Genomic DNA, 17,858 nt, shown 5'->3' with positions numbered 1-17,858 from the left:
CTGTGCCAGAACAGGGCGAGCGGTGCAGGACCGAGACGGGGAGACGAATGGTTTCGAGCGTTGCCGAACTGATCACTGAAAGGATCGACACCATGCCCGCCGGCGAGCGCCGCGCGGCGCAGACCCTGATCGCCTCCTACCCGCTGATCGGGCTCAAGACGGTGGCGGAATTTTCCCAGCAGGCGGGCGTCTCGTCGCCGACGATCCTGCGGTTCGTCGCCCGGCTCGGCTTCCAGAACTATCCCGAGTTCCAGTCGGCCCTGCAGGACGAATTGGCAGCGCAGCTGCAGTCTCCGGCCTCGCGCACGACGGCGACGCAGTCGCCCCTGCCCGCCTCGACCGCACCGATCCTCGAAGCCGTGCTCGAAAACATCCGCGAGACCTTCCGGCATATTTCGGATCGGCAACTGACCGACATCGTCGCCCAGCTCGCCAATCCGAAGGCGCATGTCTACCTGGTCGGCGGTCGCTTCACCGATCCCTTGGCGCGCTACATGGCCGCCCACCTCAACCTGATCCGGCCCAACGTCAGCCATCTCGTCGGCCAGGAAAGCCTGTGGCGCGACCGGCTGATCGACATGGGCAAGCGCGACACGCTGCTGATCTTCGACATCCGCCGCTATCAGGACAGCCTGATCCGCCTGGCCGAGAAGGCGCACAACAGGGGCACGACCATCATCCTGTTCACCGACCAGTGGCTGTCGCCGATCGCGCGCTTTGCCCGCCATGTCGTCGCCGGCCGTACCGCCGTGCCTTCGGCCTGGGACTCGTCTGCGGCCCTGTTCGTCGCCGCCGAGACGCTGATCGGCGCGCTGACGCGAAAGCTCGAAACCGAAGGTGCCAAGCGCATCCGCGCGATCGAGGATCTGCGCTGAGGCCGAACGCCAATCCTGCAAAGATTACGCAGATTTAATGTGCGGCAGTTGGAGAATTGCCATAAGTCTCCGCTATCGAACTAGGCTATAATACGCGGCTGAACAGGCCTGACGCCGAAGAGCGATTTTGTATGCGCCGCGCAGCGAAGGCTGCGCCGAGCGCGACGATCGAAACGCCACGTGTTCCCAAAGCGGAACGAAACGCAGCAGACCGGAGTACGCATGGCCGCCTGGAAGCAGATTGTCTTGGCAACCGTCATTGTGCTCGCCGCAGCCGCCGGCTGGGTGCTGTTCGTCCCGGGTTCGCGCGACGTGCTGGCCAGCTGGGGCATCGACTGGGCGCGGGCCGCGACGGAAAAGGCCGAGCAGGCGAGCGGCGGCAATGGCCGCCAGGGCGGCGGCCGTGGCGGGCAGGCGCAGACTCCCGTCGTCACCCAGCCAGTAACCACAGGCACCATCAACGACCGGCTGTCGGCGATCGGCACCGGCCGCGCGCTGAATTCGGTGGTGATCAACCCTTACGCCTCCGGCCGCCTGACCGAGATCGCGGTCGCCGCCGGCGAGAAGACCGAGGCCGGCGGGGTCGTGGCCAGGCTCGATGCCGATTCCGAAGAAATCGCGCTCGAGCGCGCCCGCATCGCGCAGGGCGACGCCGAGGCCTCGCTGGAGCGCATCAAGGCATTGCGCGCCACCAACACTGCGACGACCGTCCAACTCAAGGAGGCGGAGCTCGCCGTCGAGAACGCCCGCCTCGCCGTACGCGACGCGGCACTTGCGCTCGACCGCCGCACCATCACCGCTCCCATCGCCGGCATCGTCGGAATCCTGCCGGTCGAGGCCGGCAACTACGTCACCAGCCAGACGACGATCGCCACCATCGACGACCGCTCGCGCATCATCGTCGACTTCTGGGTGCCCGAGCGCTTCACCGGGCTGATCGCGGTCGGCGCGCCGCTGACCGCCAATTCGGTCGCGCGCCCGGGCCAGGTCTTCAACGGCGTGGTCAGCGCCGTCGACAACAGGCTCGAAGAGCAGAGCCGGACGCTGCGCATCCAGGCCCGTCTCGACAATGACGGCGACCTGCTGCGGGCCGGCATGTCGTTCCAGGTCGTCATGCAGTTTCCCGGCGACACCTTCCCCTCCGTCGATCCGCTGGCGATCCAGTGGGGCGGCGACGGCGCCTTCGTCTGGGCGCTGGCCGGCGGCAAGGCCAAGCGCGTGCCGGTGCGCATCATCCAGCGCAACACCGACAGCGTGCTGGTCGAGGCGGCGCTGGTGCCGGGCGACCAGGTCGTCACCGAAGGCATCCATACCGTCCGCGAGGGCGCCGAACTTCTCATCGCCGGCAGCGAAGCTGCCACGCGCAGCGGCTCCTGAGCGGAGCGCGGCCGATGAGCACCGTCCACAATGAGAACGCCGAGAAAGGCATCACCGCGCTGTTCGTGCGCCGGCCGGTTTTGGCCTTCGTCATCAACACGCTGATCGTGGTGGCCGGCCTTGCCGCCTTCTACGGCGTCGAGGTGCGCGAACTGCCCGACGTCGACCGCCCGGTCATCACCGTCTCGACCTCCTACTCCGATGCCGCAGCCGAAATCGTCGACCGCGAGGTGACGGCGGTGGTCGAAGGCGCGGTGGCGCGCGTCACCGGCGTCAAGTCGATCTCATCGAGCTCGTCCTACGGCAACAGCCGCGTCACCGTTGAGTTCAACGACGGCGTCGACCTCAACGTCGCCGCCTCCGACATGCGCGACGCGGTCGGCCGAGTGACCAATTCGCTGCCCGACGACGCGGATGCGCCGCGCATCGTCAAGGCCGACGCCAATGCCGACGCGGTGATGCGCCTGGCCGTGACCTCCGACACCATGCCGGTCGAGGACATGACGATCCTGGTCGAGGACCAGATCGTCGACGCACTCGCCGCCGTCGACGGCGTCGCCGACGTGCAGACCTATGGCGACCGCGCCAAGGTGTTCCGCGTCGACATCGACCAGGCCAGGGTGGCAAGCCTCGGCCTGACGCTGGCCGACATCTCCAACGCGCTGGCGAGCGTTTCCTTCGACGCGCCGGCGGGTTCGCTGACCGTCGGCAACCAGGACATCATCGTGCGCGCAAGTGCTGCGGTGACGACGCCCGAAGCCTTCGAAAGCATCATCATCAACGGCAAGACTAAGCTCGGCGACGTCGCGACGGTGACGCTCGGCGGCGATCCCGGCTCGACCTCGCTGCGCTCCGACGGCAAGACCGGCATCGGCATCGGCATCGTGCGCCAGGCGCAGTCGAGCACGCTCGACATCTCCCAGGGCGTGCGCGCCGCAGCGGAAAAGATCCAGGCCACTCTGCCCGAAGGCATGACCATCCGCGTCACCTCCGACGACGCCACCTTCGTCAAGGGCGCCATCGAAGAAGTCGAGATCGCGCTGATCCTTGCGGTGACCATCGTGCTCCTGGTCATCTACGTCTTCCTGCAGGACTGGCGCGCGACGCTGATCCCCGGCTTCGCCATGCCGGTGGCGATGATCGGCACCATCGCCGGCATCTATCTCGCCGGCTTCTCGGTCAACATCCTGACGCTGCTGGCATTGGTGCTGGCGACCGGCCTTGTCGTCGACGACGCCATCGTCGTGCTCGAAAACATCGTCCGCCGCCGCAACGAGGGCATGGGCCCGCGCGCCGCAGCCGTGCTCGGCACGCAGGAAGTGTTCTTCGCCGTTGTGGCGACGACGGCCACTCTTGCCGCCGTGTTCATCCCGATCTCGTTCCTGCCCGGCCAGACCGGCGGCCTGTTCCGCGAATTCGGCTTCGTGCTGGCGATCGCGGTGCTGCTGTCGTCGGTGGTGGCCCTGTCGCTGTGCCCGATGCTGGCGTCGCGCATGCTGACCGAAAAGAGCATCGAGCACAGCCATGGCGGCGCGCTCGGCAAGCTCGGCACCAAGCTCGCCGCCATCTACGCGCGCTGCCTGCGCGCCTGCCTCAACGCACCGTGGCTGGTCATCCTGGCTTCGGTGCTGTTTGCAGGTGCCGCCTACCTAGCCTTCGGCAATGTGCGCCAGGAACTGACGCCCACCGAAGACCGCTCGATGGTGATGCTGCGTGTTTCCGCCCCGCAGGGCGTCAGCCTCGACTACACCGCCTCGCAGCTGCGCCGCATCGAGGCGCTGATCGAGCCGCTGCGCAAGTCGGGTGAGATCGAGAGCACCTTCGTCAGCGCCGGCATGGGCAATAACAACAACAGCGGCTTCATGGTGCTGTCGCTGGCGCCGTGGAGCGAGCGCGAGCGCACCCAGCAGCAGATCGCCGCCGACATCCTGGCGCGGACCCGCGATGTGCCGGGCGTGCGCACCACCGTCGGCCAGCCCAACAGCCTGGGCATCCGCGGCGCCGGCAACGGCCTGCAATTCGCCCTTGTCGGCAACAGCTATGCCGATCTCGGCGTGGCCGCCGCCAAGGTGCTGGCCGAGATGGAAAAGGACCCGCGCTTCCGCCAGCCGCGCCTCTCCACCGACGCCAACCAGCCGCAGCTCTTCGTCACCGTCGACCGCGACCGTGCCTCCGACCTGGGCATCGACATCAACGGGCTGTCGCCGGCGCTGCAGGCGATGCTCGACGGCCGCAAGATCGCCAGCGTCTTCATCGAGGACCGCAGCTACGACGTGAAGCTGGTCTCGACCACAAACCCGATCAACGATTCGACCGATCTCGAAAACATCTTCATCCGGGCAAGCGACGGACGCTTCGTGCCGGTCTCGACCATCGCCTCGCTCAGCGAACGCGCCGTGGCGCCGTCGCTGTCGCGCGAACAGCAGCAGCGCTCGATCGCCATCACCGCGAGCCTGGCCGACGATTTCGCGCTCGGCGACGCGCTGACGCGTGTCGAGGAGATCGCAGCCCCCGTGCTGCCTGCCGGCAGCCGGCTGCTGCCGCTCGCCGAGGCCGCCACGCTGAACGAGACCAGCGGCAGCATGCTGACGATCTTCGGCTTTGCCATCGTCATCATCCTTTTGGTGCTGGCGGCACAGTTCGAGAGCTTCGTTTCTGCGATCATCATCATGGCGACCGTGCCGCTGGGGCTGGCCTGCGCCGTCTTCGCGCTGATCCTGACCGGCACGTCGCTCAACGCCTACAGCCAGATCGGCCTGGTGCTGCTTGTCGGCGTCATGGCCAAGAACGGCATCCTCGTCGTCGAGTTCGCCAACCAGTTGCGCGACCGCGGAATGGGCGTGCGCCAGGCGATCGAGGATGCGGCTAGCATCCGCCTGCGGCCGGTGTTGATGACGATGATCTGTACCGTGCTCGGCGGCCTGCCGCTGGTGCTGGCGCAGGGCGCCGGAGCCGAGGCCCGTATCGCGCTCGGCTGGGTGATCGTCGGCGGCCTTGGCCTGGCGACCGTCTCGACGCTGTTCCTGACCCCGGTGGCCTATCTGCTGCTCGGCCGCTTCATCACCCCGAAGGTCGCCGAGGAAAGCCGCCTCAAGCGCGAGCTCGAGGAAGCCGCCTATACCGGCGTGGAACCTGCGGAATAGTTTTCGGTTACTTGGTTGGCCAATCTGCGACGGATTTGCCGCCGCAAGCGATGACAGCGCCTGTCTGATTCTATATCAGTCTGTCGCTGGTGCGCGGTGCATGACTTTTTCTTATGCAGGACGGGATGCGATGAGCCTGAAACCGATCAATCTCGAGCAACTTCAGGCCACCGTGGGCAAGGAGATTGGCGTGTCGCCCTGGCGCACCGTTACCCAGGAGATGATCGACAAGTTCGCCGACGCCACCGACGACCATCAATTCATCCATTGCGACCCCGAGCGGGCAGCCCGCGAAACGCCCTTTGGCGGCACCATCGCGCACGGCTTCCTGACGCTGTCGCTGCTATCGGCGATGACCTTTGAGACCGTTCCGCCCGTCGAAGGCGGCGACATGGGCATCAACCAGGGCTTCGAATCGCTGAAGTTCGCGGCACCCGTGAAAACCGGATCCCGCATCCGCACCCGCTTCGTGCTGGCCGACCTCAAGATCCGTCCGTCGGGCTGGATCCAGGCGACGCACGACGTGACCATCGAGATCGAGGACCAGAAGAAGCCGGCGCTGACCGCGCGCTGGCTGACGCTGACTTTCGTCGAGCCGAAGCGCGAAACCGCCTGACACCGGCATCACTGGCCCTGCAGCCGCATCGTGGCCCTAGTCCTGATGAGCTATGGGCGGTTAACTTGCTGCCCTCGGGAGCGGCGTATAGAGTCCCACGCTTCGAGTACGTGAAGTCAGCAGGGCGTATCCTTGACCAGTTTTGCCGCAAACCGACGTGAGCTCCAGAAGGCCGAACTCAGGGCCGACCTGGTGGCAGCCGCTCACGCGCTGGTGCGGGAAGAAGGCTATGAGGGCCTGACCATCCGCAAACTCGCCACCAGGGTCGGCTATGCGCCGATGTCGGTCTATTCCTACTTTGCCGACAAGCAAGAGATCCTGATGGCGCTTGCCGAGGATGCCTTCATCGACCTGGCGCGAAGGATGCGGCAAAACCGGCCTCGCGATCCACTCGAAGCGGTCCGCGCAGCGCTTGCTGAGTATGCCGAGTTCGGCCTTGGCAATCCGAACGAATACCGGACCGTGTTCATGACCGAGAAGCAGAAGCCGCCGATCGACAAAACCTTTGCCGAGATGGAACGTGGAAACCCGGCCTTCCAGGTGATCATGGAACGGGTCGAAGCCTGCATCGCGGCCGGCAAGATGAAGGGCGACGCGCGCGCCATCGCCACCTCCCTGTGGACCGTGGCCCATGGTGCGATCTCGCTGCTGATCACGTTTCCCTTCTATCCGTTCGGCGACCCGAAGGCCTATGTGATGCGGATCGGCGACCTCGCCCTTGCCGGACTGGCAGCAGGCGAGACCGACCCGCTCACCGACGAACCCGGCAATTGCTAGCTCCAGCCGGGCAGCATTCAGTGCTTTCAGTGCCTCAACAAAAAACTCCGTACGCGTACGGAATACGCGAGGTGCGGTCGTATCTGTAAGGCGTTCCGTACAAGTACGGTAAAACTCTACGGAGATGGACAATGCAACGGACTATACTGGCGCTCGCGGCGGTGCTCGCGACGAGTGGCCTTGCAATGGCAAAAGACACGCACACGACGAAGCCGCACACCCCCGCCGCATGCAGCGAGATGGCCTCGGGCAAGCTCGACTGCAGCGCAACCGGCTCGGTCAGGGACGACCGGGGGCCGCTGACGACCAACAGCATCCGGACCAGCGACAAGCCCAGGGTCGGCATCGACATCAACCCCTGGATCGTGCCCAGCTTTAACTGATTTTCTTGTGCAATTTCAGTGAAAAAGCCGCCCAAAAGGGCGGCTTTTTGTTTCGGTGCGTGTGCTTTGTCGGGCAGGTACAGGAGTCATTCCGTTCGTTGCTGGAGGGTCGCCCGCTATGCTTGGAACGGTGCCACAGCTCGAACGTCACGGCATGGATCCTAGGGTCTGCGCAACGTCGCTACGCTCCTGCTCCGCTCTAGGATGACGAATTCGATCTTCGATTCCGCCAGTCACGAACGTTTGCAAATGAACTGCAGTCCTCCAAGGTCTTCCACTTAGCTGTTGCCGCCGCCCTCGCACATTCGTCATCCTAGGGCGGAGCAGGAGCGCAGCGAACTGCGCAGACCCTAGGATCCATGCCGCGGACGAGCCATCACAAAAGCTGTCCAGTATTGCGCAAGTTGCGGACGACCTAGTGCTTCCTTGCCCTTCGCATCGCCATCGAGGAAATGGTCGTCGAGGTCACCGACACCGGATCGCTGGCCCGAAAACTGTCTTCCAGACCCTCGTCGAGTCTGGGGCACGGCATCTTCCGTTACTAGCCGTCGCGGGCGGCCTCCGACAGGAAGCCGTAGACGTAGTCGGAGAACGAGCGCCAGCACTCGACGCGGAAGGCTTCCTCGCCAGTCCTGAGCAGGACCATCTCGACCTTGCCGAGCACCGTGCGCGAGGCGGCACCGACCGGAAAAGCCGCAAGCGACAGGTCCTGCGGGCAGCCGGCATTGATGGTGGCAGCCGCATTGGGGCCGGTCACCGCGATGGCGACGTTGCGATGCGAGACGTCGACCGCCGAGTGCAGGCCCTTGACCGACGCGCAGTTGGCGACGGGATCGCCGCCGGCCTCGTCGATGACCAGCCATTCGTCCGGGCCGAGCCAGAGCGCGGTGCGGCCGCTCTTGTTGGAGGAGGTCTTGGCCTTGTCCGGAAGCGTCATGCCGAGCGCCTTGGAGAGCGCGGCAATGGCGGCCGGGCGGGCGCGCAGCGACATGCGGCTGGCCGGCTCCAGCACCTTGAGCGAAACGCCGTGACCGCCGACGCTGTGGCCAGCGAGTGCAGAGTTGCGGGTGGCGGTTGCGAGCTTAGCCATTGAGGCGGTCTCCCTTCTCGTCGAAGAACACGGTGCCGGTGACTTCCACCTCGATGACGCCGTCGGGCATCGGCACATAGAGCGTTTCGCCGATGCGATCGCGGCCGCCGGCAACGACACCCATGGCGATCGAGCGATCGCAATTCGCCGACCAGTAGCTCGAGGTGACGTGGCCGATCATCTTCATCGGGATCGCCTGCTTGGGGTTCTCGACGATCTGGGCGCCCTCTTCGAGCACGGTGCGCGGATCCCTGGTCTTGAGGCCGACGAGCTGGCGGCGCCCCTTGGCGACCAGGTCGGGGCGCATCAGGCCGCGAATGCCGACGAAGTCGGTCTTCTTCTTGCCGACAGCCCAGTCGAGGCCGGCATCGTTGGGCGTCACGGTGCCGTCGGTGTCCTGGCCGACGATGATGTAGCCCTTTTCCGCGCGCAGCACGTGCATCGCCTCGGTGCCGTAGGCGCAGGCACCGTGCTTCTGGCCCTCGGCCCACAGCGCTTCCCAGACGGCGCGGCCATAATCGGCCGGCACGTTGACCTCGAAACCGCGGTCGCCGGTGAACGACATGCGGAACAGCCGGGTCGGCACGCCGCAGATCTTGCCCTCGCGCACCGACATGTGCGGCATCGCCGCATCGGACATGTCGATGCCCTCGACCAGCGGCGCGATGATGTCGCGCGAGTTGGGTCCTTGCACGGCGATGACCGCCCACTGTTCGGAAACAGAGGTCAGCCAGACATCGAGATTGGGGAACTCGGTCTGGAGGTAGTCCTCCATGTGGTGCATGACGCGGGCGGCACCGCCCGTCGTCGTGGTGACGTGGAAGCGGTCCTGCGCCAGGCGGCCGACCACGCCGTCGTCATAGATGAAACCGTCTTCGCGCAGCATGATGCCATAGCGGCAGCGGCCGACTTCGAGCTTCTCCCACGGGTTGGTGTAGAGCAGCTCCATGAATTTCGCCGCATCCGGGCCAACGACCTCGATCTTGCCGAGCGTTGAGGCGTCGAACAGGCCGGCCGACTTGCGCACCGTCACGCATTCGCGGTCGACCGCGGCATGCATGTCCTCGCCGGCGCGCGGGAAATACCAGGCGCGCTTCCACTGGCCGACATCCTCGAACACGGCGCCGTGCGCTTCCGCCCAAGCGTGGGTCGCGGTCTTGCGCGTCGGATCGAACAGGCCATGGCGGGCGTGGTTGACGATGGCGCCGAAGGTGACCGGCGTATAGGGCGCACGGAAGGTGGTGAGGCCGACCTGCGGGATGTCCTTGTCCAGCGCCTCGGCGGCGATGGCCAGGCCATGCATGTTGGAGGTCTTGCCCTGGTCGGTGGCCATGCCGTTGGTGGTGAAGCGCTTGACGTGCTCGATCGAGCGCATGCCTTCCTTCACCGCCTGGCGGATGTCCTTGGCGGTGACGTCGTTCTGGAAATCGACGAACGCCTTGACCTTGGTGTCGGCACCGGCGCCCGGGCCGGAACCCAGCATGCCGCCGCCCCAACCTTCTGAGGCCTCGACCTTCAGCGCCACCCCCCTGGACGGCCTGGCGCCGGCGCCGCGGGCAGCATAGGCACCAGCCTCGAGCGACTGCGCGACGGTGTCCTCAAGCGAGTCGGAACCGTTGCAGGCACCGACCGAGACGCAATCCTGGGCATAGGTGCCGGGCAGGAAGCGCTTGATGGCGTCGTCGAAGGCGACCTTGCCGCGCGACTGCGAGAACATGTGCACCGACGGCGTCCAGCCGGCAGACATCAGCAGCGCATCGACGGCGATGGTGCGCTCGGCGCCGCCGGCCTTGGCCTGCACAGTCATCGACTTGATGCGCTGGCTGCCATTGGCGCTGGTGACGGCGCGACCATGATTGACCTCGATGCCTAGCGCGCGCGCCTCGTCGACAAGTGGGCCTGCCGGGTTGTCACGCAGGTCGACGATTGCCGCCACGCCGACGCCGGCCTTCTTGAGGTCGATGGCTGCTGCATAGGCGCTGTCATTGGCGGTGTAGACGCCGACAGTCTTGCCGACGACGACACCGTAATGGTTGAGGAAGGTGCGCGCAGCCGACGCCAGCATGACGCCGGGCCGGTCGTTGTTGGCGAACACCATGTGACGCTCGATGGCGCCGGTGGCGATCACCACGCGCCTGGCGCGGACCTGCCACAGCCGCTCGCGCGGCTCGTCGCGGCCGGGGCGCGCGATATGGTCGGTGACGCGTTCGACCAAGCCGACGAAGTTCTGCGCATAGTAGCCGAAGGCCGTCGTGCGCGGCAGCACCTGGACATTGTCCATCGCGGCAAGCCTGGCCGCCGTCGCCTGGGCCCAGTTCCAGCCGTCCTGGCCGTCGATGACGGCGCCCTTTTCGAAGCGCAGCGCGCCGCCGAACTCGGCCTGCTCGTCGCAGATGATGACGCGAACGCCCGTTTCGGCCGCGGCCAGCGCCGCGGCAAGGCCGGCTGCGCCGCCGCCGAGTACAAGCACTTCGCAATGGGCGTAACGGGCCGAATAATGGTCGGGATCTGGCTGGTCGGGCGCGACACCGAGGCCGGCCGCCGCGCGGATGTTGGGCTCGTAGAACTTCTTCCAGGCGGCCTTCGGCCACATGAAGGTCTTGTAGTAGAAGCCGGCCGAGAAGAACGGCGACGCCAGATCGTTGACGGCGCCGACGTCGAAGGACAGCGACGGCCAGCGGTTCTGCGAGGCGACGTTGAGCCCGTCATAAAGCTCCTGCACGGTGGCGCGGACGTTGGGCGTCTTGCGCGCGGCGTCGCGGGTCACCGTCACCAGCGCGTTCGGCTCCTCGGCGCCGGCCGACAGGATGCCGCGCGGACGGTGATACTTGAACGAGCGGCCGACGAGATGGACACCGTTGGCAAGCAGTGCGGACGCCACCGTGTCGCCCGCAAGGCCGGTCATCGGCTTGCCGTCGAAGGTGAAGCGCGCGGTCTTGGCAGGCGTCAGGCGGCCCTGGCCGGAAATGCGGTACGAACCGGCCATCATGCCTCTCCCTTGGTGGAGCGTTTTGCCTTGGGCTTCTCGTTGAGCTGGTCCGGCGGCCGGTTGGCCCAGGCGGCGGGGCCGCCTTCGCTCGACAAGGTCGAGATATCAGGCTTTGGCTCGCCGGCCTTGTAGGTGAGCAGGAACCTGTCGGTGATGGTGTCGCGCGCGGCGTTGAAGAAGCGCGCGCAGCCATGGATGTGGCGCCAGCGTTCGAAGATCACGCCCTTGGGGTTCGAACGGATGAAGAAGAACTTCTCGAAATCCTCGTCGCTTTCGGCGGCGATGTTGGTGGAGCGCGCGATATGCGCCTCGCCGGCGTTGCGGAACTCGAGCTCGGGGCGCTCTTCCTCGCAATAGGGGCAGTGAATGAGAAGCATCTGGATGATCCCTAGAGTTCGCCGGGGCCGATGTTGGAGCCTTGCGGCTGGTCGCAGAGCCTTTGCCCCAATGCCTCGAACGGCGCGACACGCTTGATCAGCGCTTCCACCGTGTCCGCAGGCAAGAACAGGTCGCGGCTTGAGATGTTGAGGAAGGTGAGTTCGAACGGATTGGCCGAGACGATGACGTGGCGTCCGGGCGGGGCGTCGTGCTCGTCATCGGGGTCTTCGGGCTGTTCGATGAAGGAGACGACCCTGCGCCCGCCGCTCCAGACGCAGGCGAGAATGCCCGAAGCGACTGAGAACGGCCATTCGTCCTCGTTGCCGGTGCGGCTGATCGCCTGCAGCCGGACCTCGCTGGCGTCGGGCATGTGGAACATGCCCTTTTCGTCGGCGAGTACGAAGGGCGCTGCAACAGCGGCCAATGTGGTCGCGAGCATCGTCATCGGCGCACCATGGCGCATGCGACCGTGACGCCTACGGCATGCAGATCGCTGGGATGGCAATGCGTCGGCACCATGCGGGCTCAGATCCGGTTCTTGGTCACGGCGGTCGCCGGATCGCCCGTGTTGGGCACGCCGGCGGGCTCTATCAGCAGCAGGTGGGTCTCTTCCTCGGCCAGCGGGCAATGCTCGACGCCCTTGGGCACGACATAAAGTTCGCCAGGTCCGAGAACGACGTCGCCGTCCCTCATCTGGATGCGCAACCGGCCGCTCAGCACCATGAAGAAGTCGTCGGTATCAGGGTGCGAATGCCAGTTGAACTCGCCCTGGACCTTGACGACCATGATATCGTTGCCGTTGAAGCCGGCAACGATCTTGGGCGTCCAGTGCTCGGAGAACAGCGCAAGCTTCTCGGCGAGGTTGACCGGCTTCTCGGACATATCGACCCCGCCGCTCAGTGCGCCACCGCCGCCGCTGCCGCTTCGTCGATGAGGCGGCCGGTGCGGAAGCGCTCGATGGTGAAGGGCGCGTTGATCGGATGCGGCTCGTCACGCGCAATGGTGTGGGCAAAGACGTTGCCCGAACCCGGCGTCGCCTTGAATCCGCCCGTGCCCCAGCCGCAATTGACGTAGAGGCCCGGCACCGGCGTCTTGGCCAGGATCGGCGAGCGATCCGGCGTGACGTCGACGATGCCGCCCCATGAGCGCAGCATCTTCATGCGCGTGAACATCGGGAACATCTCGCAGATGGCGTCGAGCGTGTGGTTGATGATGTGCAGGCCGCCGGTCTGCGAATAGGAGATGTACTGGTCGGTGCCGGCACCGATGACCAGTTCGCCCTTGTCGGATTGCGAGATGTAGGCGTGCACGGTGTTGGACATGACCACGCAGGGGAAGATCGGCTTGACCGGTTCCGACACCAGCGCCTGCAGCGGATAGCTTTCGAGCGGCATGCGCACGCCGGCCATGTTCATGATCACCGAGGTGTGGCCGGCGGCAACGACGCCGACCTTCTTGGCGCCGATGAAGCCCTTCGACGTCTCGACGCCGGAGACGCGGCCGTCTGGCGTGCGGCGCACGCCCGTCACTTCGCAATTCTGGATGATGTGGACACCGCGATCGGAAGCACCGCGGGCATAACCCCAGGCAACGGCGTCGTGACGGGCGGTGCCGCCGCGGCGCTGCAGCGAGGCGCCGACGACGGGATAGCGCGCCGAAGCCGAGATGTTGAGCGGCGGGCAGAATTCCCTCGCCTCTTCGGGCGTCAGCCACTCATTGTCGATGCCGTTCAGGCGATTGGCGTGGACGTGGCGCTTCAGCACCTGCACGTCATGGACATTGTGCGCCAGCATCATGACGCCGCGCGCCGAATACATGACGTTGTAGTTGAGGTCCTGGCTGAGCCCGTCCCACAGCTTCAGCGCATGGTCGTAGATGCCGGCCGATTCGTCATAGAGGTAGTTGGAGCGGATGATGGTGGTGTTGCGGCCGGTGTTGCCGCCGCCGAGCCAACCCTTTTCCAGCACCGCCACATTGGTGATGCCGTGTTCCTTGGCGAGATAATAGGCGGTGGCAAGGCCATGGCCGCCGGCGCCGACGATGATGACGTCGTATTCGCTCTTCGGCTCGGGCGAGGACCACTGCTCCTCCCAGCCCTTGTGGCCGCGCATCGCCTCCCGGGCTATGGCAAAAACCGAATATTTCCGCATTTTTCAGGGCCTCGCAGATGCCGCAAGCTTAAGAGCGCGAGGTGTAGCACTAGCGAAATCTCACGACCAGCCTTGCACTGTTTGCGACGGGGCCTGCCGTTTTGCGCCGCATGTATCGGGTGGCTGCAGGACCTGCGAATTGCGACCTGTACGAACGAGGCCGGCAGACGCCGTCCGCAATTCGCACAGGAGCAGCAACGATGTTTGATTTGAACGGAAAAGTCGCGATCGTCACCGGAGCCAGCTCGGGAATTGGCAGGGCGACGGCCAAGCTGTTCGCCGACCAGGGAGCAAAGGTCGTGCTCGCGGCGCGCCGGCAGGCAGAGCTGGGGGCTGTCGCAGGCGAGATCGCCGAGGCCGGCGGCGCGGTGCGGACACTGGCCGGCAACGTCAGGGACGAAGCCTATGCACGCGCATTGGTAGACCTCGCGGTAGATGCGTTCGGCGGGCTCGACATCGCCTTCAACAATGTCGGGCTGGTCGGCGCGATGGGACCGGTCACCGGGCTTGCACTGGAAGACTGGACGGAGGTGCTGGAAACCAACCTGACCAGCGCCTATCTCGGCGCGAAGCACCAGATTCCGGCGATGCTGAAGCGCGGCGCAGGCTCGCTGATCTTCACCTCGACCTTTGTCGGCCACACCGTCGGCATGCCCGGCATGACCGCCTATGCCGCAAGCAAGGCCGGCCTGACCGGCCTGACCCAGGTGCTGGCGGCCGAATACGGGCCGCAAGGCATCCGCGTCAACGCGCTTCTGCCCGGCGGCACCGACACGCCGGCTGCCACCTTCAAGACTGCTGACGAACGCGCATTCGTCGAAGGCCTGCACGCGCTGAAGCGCGTCGCGCAACCCGAGGAGATCGCGCGCTCCGCGCTCTATCTCGCTTCGGAAGCGTCGAGCTTCACGACGGGGGCTGCACTGCTCGCCGACGGCGGCGTCTCCATCACCCGCGTCTGAGAATCCCCGTTGTCAGGCCGCGCCGGTGCGCGCGGCCTTCATGTTGGGCAGGAAGACGGTGAGCAGCCCGAGCAACGGCAGGTAGGAGCAGATCTTGTAGACGAACTCGATGCCGCGAGCGTCGGCAACCACGCCGAGCACCGCCGCCGAGATGCCGCCGACGCCGAAGGCGAAACCGAAGAAGACGCCGGCGATCATGCCGACGCGGCCCGGTACCAGCTCCTGGGCGAAGACGACGATGGCCGAAAAGGCGGATGCCAGGATCAGGCCGATCAGCACCGTAAGCACCTTGGTCCAGAACAGGTCGGCATAAGGCAGCAGGAGCGTGAACGGCAAAACCCCGAGGATCGAGAACCAGATCACTGTCTTGGCGCCGAAACGGTCGCCGATCGGGCCGCCGAGGAAGGTGCCGAGGGCGGCCGAGCCGAGGAACAGGAACAGCAGGTACTGCGATTCCTGCACCGAAACGCCGAAGCGCTCGATGACATAGAAGGTGTAGAAGCTCGAAAGGCTGGCCGTATAGATGTTCTTGGTCGTGACCAGCAGGGCCAGCACGATCAGGGCGACCATCACCGTACGGCGCGGCAGCGGCGGAAACAGCGTCGATGTCGCCTGCCGCGCCGTGGCGACGAGATGGCGGCTGTACCAGGCGCTGACGCGGGTCAGCACGACGATGCCGACGATGGCGCCGAGCGCGAACCAGGCGATGCCGGTCTGGCCCTGCGGCACGACGATGAGCGCGGCGAGCAGCGGCCCGATCGCCGAACCGAAATTGCCGCCGACCTGGAACAGCGATTGCGCCAGCCCATAGCGCCCGCCCGAGGCCATGCGCGCGACGCGCGACGATTCAGGATGGAAGATCGCCGAGCCGAAACCGATGAAGGCCGCCCCTACCAGTAGCATGGTGTAGCTGTGGGCGAAGGCCAGCATCAGCAGGCCGACCAGCGTCGAACCCATGCCGACCGGCAGCGAATAGGGCAGCGGCTTCTTGTCGGCATACATGCCGATGAGCGGCTGCAGCATCGACGCGGTAATCTGGAAAGTCAGGGTCAATAGCCCAATCTGCCAGAAGTCGAGCTGGTAGTCGGTCTTCAGCATCGGATAGAGCGCCGACAGCAGCGACTGCATGACGTCGTTGACGAAATGGCTGAAGCTCACCGCAAGCAGGATCGCAAACACGGTTGCATCGGCCCCCGAGGGGCGGCTGGGCATGGCTGTGTCGGTCAACGGCGGTAACTCCCGGGCGGTCTTCTGGTGCGGCAAGGCTGACATAGCCCCCCGGGACGCGGCTTTCATGGTGCACGATGCGGTACTGTGCGGTCCAGTTGCAGGACTGCGCCAACGCAATTGAGCGTGGCAAAGCATCCCGCCGGCGTCATCCCGTATCGGGCGCCTGTAAGCAGCTATTTACCCGCAGCCAGGCGCCGGGAGATCGGCTCGAACTGCGGCGTCGCCTTGCGCTTGACCGGATCGGGCTCGTTGTTCTCCATCGCTTCCCAGTATTTCCAGTTCACCTTGGCCGAGCCGAGTTCGTAGTCCATGCCGTCCCAGGCATCCTCGCGGAAGCTGTAGAAGGCCCAGTGCAGCTTGTCGGCGTCGAGCGGGGCAAGCACGTCCTCGAGATACTGCGTGCAGAACGGCAGCCGCCGCATGCAGCCGAACTCGCCGGCGACGATCCGGTTGCGGGCGACGCCTCGGCTGTCGGCCCATTCGACGGGCTGGGCGAGATAGGCCTTGACCCGCTCGGCATCCCACTTCTGCGGCTCGCCGTCGCCAAAGGGTACGTTGCCCGGATAGGCGTAGGGCTTGTCGCGCTTCATGTTGGGCGCGCTGGTGGCGGCATAAGGCTCGTACATGTGGAAGGAGTAGAGCACGCGCTGGTCGGTGAGCTTGGCGGGCCAATAGGAAAAAGCGTCGGCCGCCGCATACCAGCCGCCGTCGGCCATGACGGGCGTCACCGGATCGACCTCGCGGATCGCCTTGATCACCGTCTCGTAGAAGGCCAGCAGGTCGCGCGAACTGCCGGCATTCCCGGTGTACCAGGAGCGCATTTCTGCGATTGATGCGTGTTCGGCGAGCCCGCCCTCCTTTTCCGGCGCCGGCTCGTTGACGATGTTATACGCCGCGACCGCCGGATGGTCCTTCAGCTCGGCGGCAAGATCGCGCCAGAAGGTGGCGGCCTCGGTCCACCACACCTTGTCCGCCCACAGCCGGCCATCGAACTTCTTGTCGTTGTTCTGGGCCCAGCGCATGCCCGGCAGCGACAGCGGCGCGATCACCACCTTGAGCCCGGCCTTGTGGGCGCGGTCGAGCACCTGCTTCAGCGTCTTCACGTCGGCGGCGACCAGTCCCTCATATTTGTCGGCGGTGCCGATCAGGAAGTCGCGCTTCTCCGGCTTCCATTTGTCGTAGGACAGCCGCACCCAGGTCGCGCCATAGCCGCGCAGCGCATCGAAATAGGCCTGGTCGGGCGGCAGCCGGTTGAAGCTGTTGCCGCCGTGTTGTGGCTTGTCCCAGAAGCTGATGAGATCGGCAGCATGTGCCTGCGGGACGGCGGCGGCGAGTGCCAGGGCGAGAATCAGGGAGCGCATGGAATGCCTTGCATGTAGGACCGGAAGATGGGAGAGGCTTGGTCGACAAGGATTGCGGCGGAAGTGGGCACGTCCCGGCGCCGTTTTCCCAAGCAGCGCAGGAAATGCGGCCTTTGCGGTGGACAAGCAGGCCTGATTCTGCTATCAGCCGCCCACAATTCGCGGTGGAACCATCGCGGAGGCATCGTGGCTATTGCCACTAGCCTTAGGATATCGAACCCGAAAGACAGGATCACACGTGCAGGTACTCGTCCGCGATAACAATGTTGACCAGGCGCTTCGCGCGCTGAAGAAGAAAATGCAGCGCGAAGGCATCTTCCGTGAAATGAAGATGCGCGGTCACTACGAGAAGCCTTCCGAAAAGCGCGCCCGCGAAAAGGCTGAAGCTGTTCGCCGCGCCCGCAAGCTGGCCCGCAAGCGCGCCCAGCGTGAAGGCCTGCTGCCCAGCACCCCGCGTCCGGCCGCTGCTGCTGGCGCCGCTGGTGCACGTCCGGCACGTTGATCTGCCAATCTTTGGTCCTTTTCGAAGG

The 17,858-nt window shown here is 65.6% G+C and carries 16 protein-coding genes; 8 read left to right on the top strand and 8 right to left on the bottom strand.

What is annotated here, in order from left to right; translation table 11 throughout:
* Positions 1-47: 47 nt before the first annotated feature.
* The 6 genes from CO731_RS10460 (at position 48) to CO731_RS10435 (ending at position 7,171) form a co-directional block, all read left to right on the top strand.
* Positions 48-875, top strand: a complete 828-nt coding sequence (locus CO731_RS10460) for a MurR/RpiR family transcriptional regulator (RefSeq protein ID WP_108607041.1) — start codon at positions 48-50, stop codon at positions 873-875.
* A 222-nt stretch (positions 876-1,097) separates the two neighbouring features.
* On the top strand, positions 1,098-2,252 hold the full coding sequence (locus CO731_RS10455; protein WP_108607040.1) for an efflux RND transporter periplasmic adaptor subunit: 1,155 nt from the start codon (positions 1,098-1,100) through the stop codon (positions 2,250-2,252).
* Between the two features lie 14 nt (positions 2,253-2,266).
* Positions 2,267-5,395, top strand: coding sequence for an efflux RND transporter permease subunit (locus tag CO731_RS10450; RefSeq protein WP_108607039.1), 3,129 nt, complete (start codon positions 2,267-2,269; stop codon positions 5,393-5,395).
* Positions 5,396-5,525: 130 nt separating this feature from the next.
* Positions 5,526-6,011, top strand: a complete 486-nt coding sequence (locus CO731_RS10445; protein WP_275543118.1) for a MaoC family dehydratase — start codon at positions 5,526-5,528, stop codon at positions 6,009-6,011.
* Between the two features lie 132 nt (positions 6,012-6,143).
* The gene (locus CO731_RS10440; RefSeq protein ID WP_108607038.1) at positions 6,144-6,788 is read left to right on the top strand and encodes a TetR/AcrR family transcriptional regulator; all 645 of its coding nucleotides are present in this window, start codon (positions 6,144-6,146) and stop codon (positions 6,786-6,788) included.
* Between the two features lie 131 nt (positions 6,789-6,919).
* Positions 6,920-7,171 carry a DUF680 domain-containing protein gene (locus CO731_RS10435; protein WP_108607037.1) on the top strand — a complete coding sequence of 84 codons (252 nt, stop codon included), beginning with the start codon at positions 6,920-6,922 and terminating at the stop codon, positions 7,169-7,171.
* A 541-nt stretch (positions 7,172-7,712) separates the two neighbouring features.
* Here the strand turns inward: CO731_RS10435 and CO731_RS10430 are convergent.
* The 6 genes from CO731_RS10430 to CO731_RS10405 form a co-directional block, all read right to left on the bottom strand.
* Positions 7,713-8,261: a sarcosine oxidase subunit gamma gene (locus CO731_RS10430; protein ID WP_108607036.1), complete on the bottom strand. Its 549-nt coding sequence runs from the start codon at positions 8,259-8,261 to the stop codon at positions 7,713-7,715.
* Entirely contained in the window at positions 8,254-11,247 is a 2,994-nt protein-coding gene (locus CO731_RS10425; protein WP_199914584.1) for a sarcosine oxidase subunit alpha, read from the bottom strand. Before CO731_RS10425 ends, CO731_RS10430 begins: the two co-directional genes overlap by 8 nt.
* Positions 11,247-11,627 (bottom strand): sarcosine oxidase subunit delta, encoded by a 381-nt coding sequence (locus tag CO731_RS10420; protein ID WP_108607034.1) that lies wholly within the window; start codon positions 11,625-11,627, stop codon positions 11,247-11,249. The genes CO731_RS10425 and CO731_RS10420 overlap by 1 nt, the downstream gene beginning before the upstream one ends.
* An 11-nt stretch (positions 11,628-11,638) precedes the next feature.
* Positions 11,639-12,073 (bottom strand): hypothetical protein, encoded by a 435-nt coding sequence (locus tag CO731_RS10415; protein WP_108609746.1) that lies wholly within the window; start codon positions 12,071-12,073, stop codon positions 11,639-11,641.
* Between the two features lie 80 nt (positions 12,074-12,153).
* Complete coding sequence (locus CO731_RS10410; protein ID WP_108607033.1) at positions 12,154-12,510, bottom strand: cupin domain-containing protein; 357 nt, start codon at positions 12,508-12,510, stop codon at positions 12,154-12,156.
* A 14-nt stretch (positions 12,511-12,524) separates the two neighbouring features.
* On the bottom strand, positions 12,525-13,778 hold the full coding sequence (locus CO731_RS10405; RefSeq protein WP_108607032.1) for a sarcosine oxidase subunit beta: 1,254 nt from the start codon (positions 13,776-13,778) through the stop codon (positions 12,525-12,527).
* A 200-nt stretch (positions 13,779-13,978) separates the two neighbouring features.
* On the opposite strand from CO731_RS10405, the gene CO731_RS10400 reads away from it, so the two are divergent.
* Complete coding sequence (locus CO731_RS10400) at positions 13,979-14,737, top strand: SDR family oxidoreductase (protein WP_108607031.1); 759 nt, start codon at positions 13,979-13,981, stop codon at positions 14,735-14,737.
* 12 nt (positions 14,738-14,749) lie between these two features.
* On the opposite strand, the gene CO731_RS10395 is transcribed toward CO731_RS10400, so the two are convergent.
* Complete coding sequence (locus CO731_RS10395) at positions 14,750-15,949, bottom strand: MFS transporter (RefSeq protein ID WP_245439817.1); 1,200 nt, start codon at positions 15,947-15,949, stop codon at positions 14,750-14,752.
* 191 nt (positions 15,950-16,140) lie between these two features.
* On the bottom strand, positions 16,141-17,328 hold the full coding sequence (locus tag CO731_RS10390) for a cellulase family glycosylhydrolase (protein ID WP_108607029.1): 1,188 nt from the start codon (positions 17,326-17,328) through the stop codon (positions 16,141-16,143).
* 238 nt (positions 17,329-17,566) lie between these two features.
* On the opposite strand from CO731_RS10390, the gene rpsU reads away from it, so the two are divergent.
* Positions 17,567-17,830, top strand: coding sequence for a 30S ribosomal protein S21 (gene rpsU, locus CO731_RS10385; protein WP_108607028.1), 264 nt, complete (start codon positions 17,567-17,569; stop codon positions 17,828-17,830).
* Positions 17,831-17,858: the final 28 nt, after the last annotated feature.

Source organism: Aminobacter sp. MSH1, from assembly GCF_003071665.1.
Taxonomy (GTDB): Bacteria; Pseudomonadota; Alphaproteobacteria; order Rhizobiales; family Rhizobiaceae; genus Aminobacter; species Aminobacter niigataensis.
This window is presented reverse-complemented; position numbering and strand designations above follow the sequence as displayed.

Coding starts and splice junctions, on each gene's coding strand:
- CO731_RS10455 (WP_108607040.1), top strand. CDS start 1,098: ATGGCCGCCTGGAAGCAGATTGTCTTGGCAACCGTCATTGTGCTCGCC.
- CO731_RS10435 (WP_108607037.1), top strand. CDS start 6,920: ATGCAACGGACTATACTGGCGCTCGCGGCGGTGCTCGCGACGAGTGGC.
- CO731_RS10420 (WP_108607034.1), bottom strand. CDS start 11,627: ATGCTTCTCATTCACTGCCCCTATTGCGAGGAAGAGCGCCCCGAGCTC.
- CO731_RS10425 (WP_199914584.1), bottom strand. CDS start 11,247: ATGGCCGGTTCGTACCGCATTTCCGGCCAGGGCCGCCTGACGCCTGCC.
- CO731_RS10410 (WP_108607033.1), bottom strand. CDS start 12,510: ATGTCCGAGAAGCCGGTCAACCTCGCCGAGAAGCTTGCGCTGTTCTCC.
- CO731_RS10400 (WP_108607031.1), top strand. CDS start 13,979: ATGTTTGATTTGAACGGAAAAGTCGCGATCGTCACCGGAGCCAGCTCG.
- CO731_RS10405 (WP_108607032.1), bottom strand. CDS start 13,778: ATGCGGAAATATTCGGTTTTTGCCATAGCCCGGGAGGCGATGCGCGGC.
- CO731_RS10415 (WP_108609746.1), bottom strand. CDS start 12,073: ATGACGATGCTCGCGACCACATTGGCCGCTGTTGCAGCGCCCTTCGTA.
- CO731_RS10460 (WP_108607041.1), top strand. CDS start 48: ATGGTTTCGAGCGTTGCCGAACTGATCACTGAAAGGATCGACACCATG.
- CO731_RS10395 (WP_245439817.1), bottom strand. CDS start 15,949: ATGCCCAGCCGCCCCTCGGGGGCCGATGCAACCGTGTTTGCGATCCTG.
- CO731_RS10430 (WP_108607036.1), bottom strand. CDS start 8,261: ATGGCTAAGCTCGCAACCGCCACCCGCAACTCTGCACTCGCTGGCCAC.
- CO731_RS10450 (WP_108607039.1), top strand. CDS start 2,267: ATGAGCACCGTCCACAATGAGAACGCCGAGAAAGGCATCACCGCGCTG.
- CO731_RS10445 (WP_275543118.1), top strand. CDS start 5,526: ATGAGCCTGAAACCGATCAATCTCGAGCAACTTCAGGCCACCGTGGGC.
- CO731_RS10390 (WP_108607029.1), bottom strand. CDS start 17,328: ATGCGCTCCCTGATTCTCGCCCTGGCACTCGCCGCCGCCGTCCCGCAG.